This is a genomic window from Streptomyces albus subsp. albus, assembly GCF_000719865.1.
GTDB classification, from domain to species: domain Bacteria; phylum Actinomycetota; class Actinomycetes; order Streptomycetales; family Streptomycetaceae; genus Streptomyces; species Streptomyces albus_E.
Window position 1 is genome coordinate 37,711 of sequence record NZ_JOID01000036.1, and the last position, 11,691, is coordinate 49,401.

Below are 11,691 nucleotides of genomic sequence, written 5' to 3' on the forward strand. Positions count from 1 at the left end.
CCAGGACACCCTGCCTGTGGACAACCCCGGAACACCCGGAGCGGACCGGGAAGAGGGACGCCGCGGACCGTCCCGCGCCGCTACCCCGGATAGACCGGCTCCGAGCCCTTCTCGGTCACCAGCTGCCAGTTGGCCCCCATCGGGGGCAGCCGGACGATCCCGTCCTCGGAGTCGGCGAGCAGCGGCTTGTCCTCGTCCTCCGAGGCCGCCACCGCCGTCACGCCGTTGGCACCCGGGAGGGGCGGCGTGTTCACCGCCGAGCCGTCCGTCCGCACGTACTGCAGCTGCTGCACACCGGAGGCACGGCCCACGACGACCAGCCGGCTCACGCCCGCCCAGGACGCCGACTCCACATGCTCCAGCGTCGGCGTCACGGGACGCAGGTCGTTCACCGACAGCGGCGGCTTCCCCGGACCGCCGCCCGTCCGTTCGATCCGGCCCAGCTCCAGGGAAGTCCGCTCACCGCGCTTCACGACCAGCGCGATCCGCACGCCGTCCGAAGCGACCCGGAGCGACTCGATCCGCCCGTCCCCCAGGGAGGGGACCACGATCTCCCGCGGTTCCTCCGTCCCCCGGGCCAGATACAGCAGGCGCGGGCCTTCCGGATCCCGGTCCGCGATCCACAGATTGCCGCTCCCGTCCCAGCTGGGCCGGGACAGCCCGTCCTCCGCCCGTCCGGCTCTGCTGCGCAGCAGCACCTCACCGGGCTCGGCCCCCGTCTCGATCGGCGCCAGGTACAGCGAGCGCCCGTCCTGCGAGACACCCGCCGCCAGCCGTTCACTGCGGGCCACCGCGACCGACCTCAGGGCCACCTGCCCGTCACCGAAGGGGCCGGCGACCAGCGACGGCACCTCGCCGCCGGGTGGCAGGCTCGCCAGCCGGTCGCGGGCGTCGAGGAAGTACTGGCGTTCGGACGGCTCCCGCAGCCCCGCCGGGGCGTACGCGTCCGCCTGGCCGCGATTGACCACGCACAGCCGCGCCCCCTTGGGGTCGGCCAGGTCCACCTGGCTGACCTGGGCCGACGCCAGATCCTGCACGGCGAAGAGGAGCTGCGCGGCCATCTGGTTGCACTGCACCGGACCCACCCGCGCGCCGCGGTCGTTGAGCCGGACCCTCAGCCCGTTGGAGTCGTCCAGGGAGAGCGTTTCGTCGGCCAGTCGCGTCCCCGCGGGGAACTTCGACTCGACGACCGGATCGAGCCAGCTGCTGGGCCCCTCGAGCAGCGCCTTGACGGTCGACGTGACCAGATCCTCGCGTTTGCCGATGCGCTTGCGCAGATAGACGGGGTCCGCGACCAGCACGTCCCCACCGGTCCCGCTGTCCTCACGGGAGCCGGGCACCGCGAAGTAGTACTTGTTGACGGGACGGTAGATCCGTTCGAAGTCGGAACGGCCGAGCACCAGACCCTGCGGCGGCTGGTCGATCCGCCACTCGCCGCCCACCTTCGCCAGCCGCACCCGCGTCTCGTACGGGCCCTCCTCCGGCCGGTAGGCCTGGTCCTGGTCGACGACGGCGATCTGGTCACCGCTCAGGACCGCCACGACGGAATCGTCCTGCCGGTCGCCGGCCCGGGGGTCCATGCGGGGCACGGGCCCGTCGGCGAGCACCGTCGTCACCGAGAAGGGACGCCAGCGCCGGGACGCCTCCTTGGTCAGATACTGCCGAGCCGTGCGGAAATCCGCCTCGTCGCTGGTCGTCGCCTCCAGGAAGCCCCGCACGATGTCGGCCGGCAGCTCACCCTTCCGCGGCGGCACCCCGAACACCCGTACCTGGGCGTCGGCGTCGGCCCGCTGGGACACGTCCACCCGGCGCACCCCGCCGCTCTCCGGCATCGACGCGCAGCCGGCCATGAGGGCCCCGCAGAGGACCAGCGCACTGGTGCGCACCGGGCCCCCGGGGCTCTTCCGTCCGTACCGGCGCTGGTCAGGCCTCACCCGGTCCGTCCTCCCGATCGTCGTCGTCCCGGCCCCGCCGCGTGGCGCCGGTGCCGGCCCCCCGCCGCGCCGCGGGCCGGCCGCTCTCACCCCGCGCCACCACCCGGGTGCCGCTGCCCGGAAGCGCCGCCGGGTCCGCCACCGCGGGCGCGGGCCGCGGCGAGGGCGGCGCTCCGGGGGCGGCGCGGTCCGCTCCCCGCTCCGCCGGGCCGCTTGTCTGCGCCTGCTCCCGGTTGCGCCGGGAGTCCTCCGGCTCCAGCGGGATGGGCGAGCCGCGGAGTGTGCCGTCGGCCGTCCGCGGAAGCGTCAGCCGGAACTGTGAGCCGCCGCCCGGTTCGCCCCACGCCTGCAGCCAGCCTCCGTGCAGGCGCGCGTCCTCCACGGCGATCGACAGGCCCAGTCCCGTTCCGCCGGTCGTCCGGGCACGGGCCGGATCGGCCCGCCAGAAGCGGTTGAAGACCCGGGTCGCCTCGCCCGGCTTGAGCCCGACGCCGTAGTCCCGTACGGCCACGGCCACGGCGCCGCCCGCGGCCGCCAGCCGCACCACCACATCGCGCCCCTCGCCGTGCTCCACGGCGTTGACCACGAGGTTGCGCAGCACCCGCTCGATCCGCCGCGGATCGGCCTCGGCGATCACCGGCTGCTCCGCCCCGCGCACGACGATGCGGCTGCCCTTGTTCTCGGCGAGCGGCTCGGCACCCTCGATCACCTGGCCGACCACGGTCCGCAGGTCGATCGGCTCGGCCTCCAGGGCCGCCGCCCCGGCGTCGAACCGGCTGATCTCCAGAAGATCCGCCAGCAGGGACTCGAAGCGGTCCACCTGTCCGCGGAGGAGTTCCGCGGACCGCGCGGTCACCGGGTCGAAGTCGTCCCGCGCGTCATGAATGACCTCTGCGGCCATCCGTACGGTCGTCAGCGGGGTGCGCAGCTCGTGCGAGACGTCGGAGACGAAGCGCCGCTGCATCCGCGAGAGCTCCTCCAGTTGCTGGATCTTGTGCTGGAGGTTCTGCGCCATCTTGTTGAAGGACTCGCCGAGCCGCGCGATGTCGTCCTCGCCGGTGACCTTCATCCGCTCCTGGAGCAGACCGGCCGCGAGCCGCTCGGAGATCCCCGCCGCCATCCGCACCGGAGTCACGACCTGCCGCACCACCACCCAGGCGATGGCGCCGAGCAGCACGACGACGAACACCCCCGCGGTCGCCAGAGTCGTCTTGACCAGGCTCAGCGACTTCTCCTCCTGCGTGAACGGGAAGAGGTAGTAGAGCTGGTACGGATTGCCGTTGACGTCGTTGAGCTGCTTGCCGATCGCCAGCGCGGGCTCCCCGGCCCCGGAACTCCGGACGATGCGGGTGTGCTGCATGTACGTGCCGGGCTCGGCGTCGAGGGAGTCCCGCAGCGCCTGCGGCACGCTCTGCTCGGGCTGCACATCACCGGAGGACCGCGGCGCACGGGTACCGGAACTGTCGTCCACGAAGGGCTGTTCGGTGTCCGAGCTGAGCGCCACCACGGAATAGACGCCCTGGCCGCCGCTGGCGAGCTGCTGCACCAGATCGGTCAGCCAGACACCGGAGTTGAGCTGGGCCCGGCTGCCCGCGGTGGCACCGGGCTCACCGCGGGCGTCCGCGTCGGCCTGATCCTGGGCCACCTTGAAGCCACCGGCCGCCTGGGACTGCGCGGCACTGGTCTTGGCGTCCTGGAGTCCGTTGCGCACCTGCCCGATCACCACGACGCCGAGCAGCAGCACCACACCGAGCGACATCAGCAGCGTGCTCGCGACCACCCGCAGCTGGATGTTGCGCCGCCACAGCCGGAGCGCCGCCAGGAGCGGACGCCGCACCCAGCGCAGCACCATCCGCAGCAGCGGGTTGACGGGACCGCCCGGGGCCCCGTCCTGCAACAGCCCGCCGCCCTGCCGGAGGCGGTCGTACAGCGAGATCCTGCCCACCGGATCGACGGGCCGCCCCTCGTTGCGCTCCGGAGCAGCACCGTGCCCGGCCATGTCAGCCTGGTCCCGCCTTGTATCCGACACCGCGGACCGTCACCACGATCTCCGGCCGTTCCGGGTCCTTCTCCACCTTCGAACGGAGCCGCTGCACATGCACATTGACCAGCCGCGTGTCCGCCGCGTGCCGGTAGCCCCACACCTGTTCGAGCAGCACTTCCCGGGTGAAGACCTGCCACGGCTTGCGCGCCAGCGCGACCAGCAGATCGAACTCCAGCGGGGTGAGCGCGATCGACTGCCCGTCCCGCTTCACCGAGTGGCCGGCGACGTCGATCACCAGGTCGCCGATCGCGAGCTGCTCCGGCGCGGGCTCCTCGGAGCGCCGCAGCCGGGCACGGATCCGCGCCACCAGTTCCTTGGGCTTGAACGGCTTGACGATGTAGTCGTCGGCGCCGGACTCCAGCCCCACCACCACGTCGACGGTGTCGCTCTTCGCCGTCAGCATGACGATCGGCACCCCGGACTCGGCCCGGATCAGCCGGCACACCTCGATGCCGTCCCGGCCGGGCAGCATCAGATCGAGCAGCACCAGATCGGGCTTGGTCTCGCGGAAGGCGGCCAGAGCCTTGTCACCGTCCGCGACGAACGATGGTTCGAAGCCCTCGCCGCGCAGCACGATGCCGAGCATCTCTGCCAGTGCGGTGTCGTCATCGACGACGAGAACGCGTCCCTTCATACCGACATCATCCCATTAGCTGATCGTGACCTGGCGTGACCTGGAGCACAGGTCCCCGATTGCGTCCCCCGTGACGGGCGATACGACACCGTGCTCGGTGACGATCGCCGTCACCAATTCCGGCGGAGTGACGTCGAAGGCCGGATTGTACGCCTGAGTCCCCAGCGGGGCCAGCGATATGCCCATACCCGCTTCCCGTACACCACCGGGGACTTGGGGCGGCACGACCTCCGTCACCTCGTGTCCCGGACGCTGCTCCACCTCGATCGAGGCGCCGTCCGGAGTCCCGGGATCCACCGTGGTGGTCGGCGCCACCACGATGAACGGCACATGGTGGTAGCGCGCCAGCACCGCCAGCGGATAGCTGCCGACCTTGTTGGCCACCGAACCGTCCGCCGCGATCCGGTCCGCACCGATCAGCACCGCGTCCACCTCGCCGGCCGAGAAGAGCGAGCCGGCCGCGTTGTCCGGCAGCAGCGTGTACGCCATACCGCTCCGCGCCGCCTCCCAGGCGGTCAGCCGCGAGCCCTGCAGCAGCGGACGGGTCTCGTCCACCCACAGCCGCCGCAGCTCCCCCGCGCGGTGCGCCCCGCGCACCACCGCGAGAGCCGTGCCCTCACCTCCGGAAACCAGCCTCCCGGTATTGCAGTGGGTGAGCAACCGGTAGCCACCGCCCGGCAGCAGCTCGCGCAGCAGCGCCACCCCGTGCTCGGCCATCCGCGCGCTCGCCTCCGCGTCCTGCCGGTGCAGATCCCGCGCCTCGGCGAGGGCCGCCGCGGCCGCCTCCTCCGGTCCGCCTCCCCGGCCGGCCACCCTGCGGTACGCGTCCAGCGCCCGGCGCACCCCGTAGCCGAGGTTGACGGCGGTGGGGCGGGCCCCGGAGAGCAGTCCGGCCGCCTCCTCCACGTCATAGCCGCGTACGGCGGCCAGCGCGACACCGTAGGCACCCGCGAGCCCCAGCAACGGAGCCCCCCGCACGGCGAGGGTGCTGATCGCCTCCACCAGAGCCGGCACGTCCGTGCACACCAGCTCGGTCTCCTCGGCCGGCAGCCGGGTCTGGTCGAGCAGCACCAGCACCGGCCCCTCCGGCGGCTCGTCCCAGCGCAGGGAGGGAAGGATGGCCGGGTCACCGGCCGCCGCGATTACCGCGTTCTGATCAACCATCCGTCCAGTCTGCCGGTGCGGCGGACAGATCAGAAGGTGCCCTCGGCTTCCGGAAGACAGGGCTCGCCCCATGCCCGACGGGCCCCATGGGACGATGGCAGCCAACCGGCCGTCACCGCGCGCCCCGGGCCCGGCACTCGCCGGCGCAGCCGGACGGCCCGCGGACGGCACCGCGAAGGAGCGATGATGAACGACTCTCCGGGCTGGGCCTCGCCCGGATCGGCCCCCTCCGGCGACCCGGGCCGAGAAGGCGGAAACCCCGCTGCCCCCGGCCGGGACGACACCGGCAGTGACAGCAAGCCCCCGGTGAACTGGTCCAAGGAGCAGCCGCCCGGCGGCCAGTGGGCCGCCCCCACCGGCTCCGGACCCACCCCGCCGCCGGAAGGCGGCGGCTGGGGCGGCCAGGGCGGCTGGGGCACCGGCTGGGCACCCGCGCCCGTCGTGGCCAAGCCGGGCATCATCCCGCTCCGGCCGCTGGGCATCGGCGAGATCCTGGACGGCGCCGTCTCCACGATGCGGGCGCACTGGCGCACCGTGCTGGGCATCTCCCTCGCCGTCGCCGCGGTCACCCAGGCCGTCTCCACGGTCACCACGGGAATCTGGTTCAACGACCAGACCGGGCTGGCCGCCCTGGAGAACGATCCCGACCCGACGCCCGACGAGATCCTGGACGCCCTCAGCGGCACCCTCACCGGCGGCGCCGTCACCGGGGTCGTCAGCATGCTCGGCACCATCATCGCCACCGCCATGCTGACCATAGTCGTCAGCCAGGCGGTCCTCGGCCGCCCCGTCACCACCGGTGACGCCTGGCGCAGCGCGCGGCCCCAGCTCCCGCGCCTCTTCGGGCTGCTTCTGCTGATCCCGCTGATCATCCTGGCGATCACCCTCGCGGCGATGGCCCCAGGGCTGATCATGACCGCGACCGGCCCCACCGGCGCCGGAGCCGCTCTCACGCTCGCGGGAGGCCTCGCCGCCCTCGTCACAGCGGTCTGGCTCTGGATCCGCTTCAGCCTGGCCGCCCCGGCCCTGATGCTGGAACGGCAGGGGGTCGTCGCCTCCCTGCGCCGGTCCGCCAAGCTCGTCCGGGGTGCCTGGTGGCGGGTGTTCGGCATCCAGCTGCTGACCATGGTCCTGCTGGTGTTCGTCGCCGCCGTCATCGAGATCCCGACCAGCCTGATCGCCGTGGTCGTCGGCGGCGAGAGCGCCGCCGACTGGATGGCCGGCGAGACCGCGGAGACGGGCTGGCTCTTCCTCATCGTCCTCGGCATCGGCGCGGTGATCAGCTCCACCATCACCTTCCCCATCAGCGCCGGCGTCACGGCTCTCCTCTACATGGACCAGCGGATCCGGCGGGAAGCCCTCGACCTGGAGCTGGGCCGCGCGGCCGGCCTCCCCGGCTACGGAACACCGGGCCCCGGAGACGGCCGCACCGACGGCGCCACCCCGGGGAGCTGATGCGGTGATCGCGGCAGCGGGCGGTCTCGCGGCGGCGCGGTACGGGATTCGTGCGGCGGACGACGTCCCCGTACGGATCCCGCGACTGCCCGCCCGGGAGGCGGCGGAGGACGAACTCTCCCGGCGGATGTACCGGGAGCATGAACCGAGCCTTCTCCGGCGGGCCCTCGACCGCTTCTGGGAATGGCTCGACACCCTTTTCAACGCCGCGGCCGGGGTCACCCCCGGCGGCCCGGTCGGCCTGGCCGTCGTCATCGCCGTACTCCTCCTCCTGGTCGTGGCCCTCCGGCTGCGCCTCGGTCCACTGCACCGCACATCGACTGCCGCTGTCGCCCTCTTCGACGACCGTCCGCGGAGCGCCACCGAACACCGGACGGCCGCCGAACGGCACGCCGCCGCCCAGGAATGGGACCTCGCCGTGCGGGAACGGATGCGAGCCCTCGTCCGGTCGCTGGAGGAACGCGCCCTGCTCGACCCGCGCCCCGGCCGCACCGCCGATGAGGCCGCCGCCGAGGCCGGACGTCCCCTGCCCGCTCACGCGGACCAACTGCGCACCGCTGCCCGGGACTTCGACGCCGTCACCTACGGCGGCCGTCCCGGCACCGCGGAGGTCTACGGCCGACTCCGGGACCTGGACGTCCAGCTCCAGCACACCAAGCCGCAGCCCGCCGGGGCCGGGGCCGGGGGAACCGTATGACCCGGACAGCCGCCGCCGAGACCTCGGCCGCCCCCACCGCCCACCAGCTCTGGACCCGGTCCCGCGGCCTGCTCCTCGCCCTGGCCGTCCTCATCCTGGCGGGAATCGCCCTCGCCGCCGTGCGATCCGGTGAACAGCACGGCCGGCTCGACCCGCGCTCCGCCGATCGCTACGGCAGCCGCGCTGTCGCCGAACTGCTGGCCGACCGCGGCGTACGCACCACAGTGGTCACCACGACCGCAGAGGCCACCGCGGCGGCCGGTCCGGGCACCACCCTGCTGATCACCAACCCCGACCTCCTCACCGAACGCCAGCTGACGGTCCTGAAGAAGACGGCCGCCGCACCGCGTGCGCGCACCGTGCTCCTCGGCCCCGGCCCCGATGCCACCCGCGCCCTGGCCCCCGCCCTGCGGGTGGCCGAACCGGTCGAGGTCGCCACCCGCTCCCCGGACTGTGACCTCCCCGCCGCCCGCCGGGCCGGAGACGCCGAGCTCGGTGGCATCCGTTACTCCCTCTCCTCGAAGGCGCCGGACGCCGACATCTGCTATCTCGGCGACGGACTGCCGACCCTGGTCCGGATCCCGGGCCCCGACCACCGCGACACCGTCCTGCTCGGCTCGCCCGACATCCTCTTCAACGACCGGCTCGCGGAACACGGCAACGCTTCCCTGGCCCTGCAACTCCTGGGCTCGCAGGACGAGTTGATCTGGTACCTCCCCTCACTCGACGACTCCGCCGCCTCCGATGGCGCAGACCGCGGCTTCCTCCAGCTCCTGCCTCCGGGCTGGCTCTGGGCAGCGACGCAACTGGGCATCGCCGCCGTGTTCGCCGCACTGTGGCGGGCCCGGCGCCTCGGACCCCTCACACCGGAACGGCTCCCCGTCACCATCCGGGCCTCGGAGACAACCGAGGGTCGTGCCCGTCTGTACCACCAGGCACACGCCCGGGACCGTGCCACCGAGATCCTCCGGTCCGCCACCAGAAGCCGGCTCGCCCCGGTCGTCGGCGTGACCGCCGTCCGGGCCCACCATCCCGAGACCCTGTGCCCGGCCCTGGCCGCCCATGTCCCCGGCGCCGAGCCCGATATCGCCGCCCTGCTCTTCGGACCGGTGCCTCCCGACGACCAGTCCCTGATCCGCCTCACCGAGGAACTGGACCGCCTCGAACGGACCGTCACCGCAGGCATCCCCGTTGCTCCCACCACACCCCCCGACACAGCTCCCCTCAAGGAAAAGGACACCCCCTCGTGAGCGCCCCGACCGCCGACAGCGCCCGCGCCTCCCTGGAGGCGCTGAGGACCGAGATCGCCAAAGCCGTGGTCGGCCAGGATCCGGCCATCACGGGCCTGGTCGTCGCACTTCTCTGCCGCGGCCATGTCCTGCTCGAAGGCGTTCCCGGAGTCGCCAAGACGCTGCTCGTCCGCGCCCTGGCCGCCTCGCTGGAACTCGACATGAAACGCGTCCAGTTCACCCCCGATCTGATGCCCAGCGATGTCACCGGTTCCCTGGTCTATGACGCGCGCACGGCCGAGTTCTCCTTCCAGCCCGGTCCCGTCTTCACCCATCTCCTGCTCGCCGACGAGATCAACCGCACTCCGCCGAAGACCCAGGCCTCTCTCCTGGAAGCCATGGAAGAGCGCCAAGTCACCGTCGACGGAGTTCCCCGCCCTCTGCCCGAACCGTTTCTCGTGGCAGCGACGCAGAACCCCGTTGAGTACGAGGGCACTTACCCCCTGCCGGAAGCCCAGCTAGACCGCTTCCTCCTGAAGCTGACCGTGCCCCTGCCCTCCCGCGACGACGAGATGGCCGTGCTCATGCGCCATGCGCAGGGCTTCAACCCGGGAGACCTACAGGCTGCCGGCCTCCGCCCCGTGGCGAACGCCACCGATCTGGCAGCGGCCCGCACCGCTGTGGCAACAACCTCCGTCTCCCCGGAGATCACCGGTTACGTCGTCGATATCTGCCGTGCCACCCGCGACTCCCCCTCGCTCTCTCTCGGTGTCTCCCCGCGAGGCGCCACCGCTCTGCTGTCGACCGCTCGGGCCTGGGCCTGGCTCACCGGCCGCGATTACGTCATCCCCGACGATGTCAAGGCCCTGGCTCTGCCCACGCTCCGCCACCGCGTCCAACTGCGCCCGGAGGCCGAGATGGAAGGCATCACGCCGGATTCTGTGATCCAGGCAATCCTCGCCAACGTCCCCGTCCCCCGCTGAACGGCGCGAGTGAACGATGGCCCTCACCGGACGAACTGCTCTGATCGCCGCTCTCGGCGCATTGGTCACCGGTCTGCTGATGCCCAGCACCACCGGGCTGCTCCTGGTAAATCTCCCCCTGCTGCTGGCAATTCTCGGAGACCTCGCGCTCGCCGCGCCAGTCCGCACGCTCCGCTTCACCCGATCCGGTGATACGTCAGTTCGGCTCGGCGAACAGGCTTCCGCCCACCTCACCATCGCCAGCCCTCCGGGCCGCCCGCTGCGCGCCCTCATCCGTGACGCATGGCCTCCCAGCGTGCTGCCGCCGGGCGCCACCCCGGCCGGGACCCGCCACCGGCTGACCATCCCGGGAGGCGAGCAGCGCCGCATCACCACTCCGCTCAGGCCCACACGCCGCGGCGACCGTGCACCGGACCGCGTCACCGTGCGGTCCTACGGCCCGCTCGGACTCGCAGCCCGGCAGGGCCACCACCAAGTGCCCTGGCGCCTCCGCGTCCTGCCACCGTTCCCCAGCCGAAGGCACCTCCCGGCCAAGCTCGCCAGACTCCGCGAGCTGGACGGCCGCACCAGTCTGCTCACCCGCGGCGAGGGAACCGAATTCGACAGCCTCCGCGAGTACGTCCCCGGTGACGACACCCGCTCCATCGACTGGCGTGCCACGGCCCGCCAGTCGTCCGTGGCCGTCCGTACCTGGCGTCCGGAACGCAACCGTCACATCCTCCTCGTCCTCGACACCGGAAGAACCTCGGCCGGCCGCGTCGGCGACATCCCACGACTCGACGCCGCCATGGACGCCGCGCTCCTCCTGACCGCCCTGGCGGGCCGCGCCGGGGACCAAGTGGGGCTCCTCGCCTACGACCGGCGGATCCGGGCCTCTGTACAGGGCCGCACAGCGGGCGACCTCCTGCCGGCCGTGGTCGGCGCTCTGGCTCCCCTGGAGCCGGAACTCGTCGAGACGGATTCCCACGGCCTTGCCGCCGCCGCCCTGCGGACCGCCCCGCGCCACTCACTGATCATCCTGCTGACGACCTTGGACGCAGCCCCCGTCGAGGAAGGCCTGCTGCCCGTACTGCCCCAGCTCACGCACCGCCATACGGTCCTGCTGGCCGCGGTGGCCGATCCCCACATCCAGCAAATGGCAGCGGCCAGGGGTTCCGTGGAAGCCGTCTACCAGGCCGCCGCCGGCGCCCGCGCACAAGCAGAGCGCACACGCACGGCGGACCGGCTCCGCCGCCACGGCGTCACGGTCGTCGACGCCACCCCGGAGGATCTCGCCCCCGCCCTGGCGGACGCCTACCTCGCACTCAAAGCAGCCGGCCGCCTCTGACAAGGCATACGAACCGCAAGCCAAGGCAGCGCGACCCGCTTGCCTTCTCATCCCGGCCCCACCCGACGGGCTGAACAGCCCCAAGAAACAAAAAAAGCCGGTTTTCCCCGGCCATAACTGGCCCGGGGAAACCCGGCTTCACAAGGAGTTCGGCGGCGTCCTACTCTCCCACAGGGTCCCCCCTGCAGTACCATCGGCGCTGAAAGGCTTAGCTTCCGGGTTCG

General features: G+C 72.4%; 9 protein-coding genes and 1 rRNA gene. 5 read left to right on the plus strand and 5 right to left on the minus strand.

The annotated features are described in order from the left end of the window. Positions 1-80: 80 nt before the first annotated feature. The 4 genes from IF83_RS0126870 to mtnA are packed head-to-tail and all read right to left on the minus strand — an operon-like array spanning position 81 to position 5,776. Positions 81-1,886: an LpqB family beta-propeller domain-containing protein gene (locus IF83_RS0126870; protein ID WP_244177220.1), complete on the minus strand. Its 1,806-nt coding sequence runs from the start codon at positions 1,884-1,886 to the stop codon at positions 81-83. Between the two features lie 37 nt (positions 1,887-1,923). Continuing rightward, on the minus strand, positions 1,924-3,933 hold the full coding sequence (gene mtrB, locus IF83_RS0126875; protein WP_078843914.1) for an MtrAB system histidine kinase MtrB: 2,010 nt from the start codon (positions 3,931-3,933) through the stop codon (positions 1,924-1,926). 1 nt (position 3,934) lies between these two features. Further along, positions 3,935-4,612: a two-component system response regulator MtrA gene (mtrA, locus tag IF83_RS0126880; protein ID WP_019711651.1), complete on the minus strand. Its 678-nt coding sequence runs from the start codon at positions 4,610-4,612 to the stop codon at positions 3,935-3,937. Positions 4,613-4,627: 15 nt separating this feature from the next. Next, positions 4,628-5,776: an S-methyl-5-thioribose-1-phosphate isomerase gene (gene mtnA, locus IF83_RS0126885; RefSeq protein WP_030548520.1), complete on the minus strand. Its 1,149-nt coding sequence runs from the start codon at positions 5,774-5,776 to the stop codon at positions 4,628-4,630. A 186-nt stretch (positions 5,777-5,962) separates the two neighbouring features. Between mtnA and IF83_RS0126890 the strand changes: the two genes are divergently transcribed. Genes IF83_RS0126890 through IF83_RS0126910 form a run of 5 tightly spaced genes read left to right on the plus strand, consistent with a single transcriptional unit; the run spans position 5,963 to position 11,467 of the window. Beyond that, positions 5,963-7,231: a DUF7544 domain-containing protein gene (locus IF83_RS0126890; protein WP_030548522.1), complete on the plus strand. Its 1,269-nt coding sequence runs from the start codon at positions 5,963-5,965 to the stop codon at positions 7,229-7,231. A gap of 7 nt (positions 7,232-7,238) precedes the next feature. Continuing rightward, positions 7,239-7,928 carry a DUF4129 domain-containing protein gene (locus IF83_RS0126895; protein WP_030548525.1) on the plus strand — a complete coding sequence of 230 codons (690 nt, stop codon included), beginning with the start codon at positions 7,239-7,241 and terminating at the stop codon, positions 7,926-7,928. Continuing rightward, the gene (locus IF83_RS0126900; RefSeq protein ID WP_078843917.1) at positions 7,925-9,178 is read left to right on the plus strand and encodes a DUF4350 domain-containing protein; all 1,254 of its coding nucleotides are present in this window, start codon (positions 7,925-7,927) and stop codon (positions 9,176-9,178) included. Before IF83_RS0126895 ends, IF83_RS0126900 begins: the two co-directional genes overlap by 4 nt. After that, positions 9,175-10,140, plus strand: coding sequence for an AAA family ATPase (locus IF83_RS0126905; RefSeq protein ID WP_030548529.1), 966 nt, complete (start codon positions 9,175-9,177; stop codon positions 10,138-10,140). Before IF83_RS0126900 ends, IF83_RS0126905 begins: the two co-directional genes overlap by 4 nt. A 16-nt stretch (positions 10,141-10,156) precedes the next feature. Further along, positions 10,157-11,467, plus strand: a complete 1,311-nt coding sequence (locus IF83_RS0126910) for a DUF58 domain-containing protein (RefSeq protein ID WP_030548531.1) — start codon at positions 10,157-10,159, stop codon at positions 11,465-11,467. Positions 11,468-11,614: 147 nt separating this feature from the next. Here IF83_RS0126910 and rrf read toward each other — a convergent pair. Then, positions 11,615-11,691, minus strand: a 5S ribosomal RNA gene (gene rrf / locus IF83_RS0126915); the annotation flags it as partial.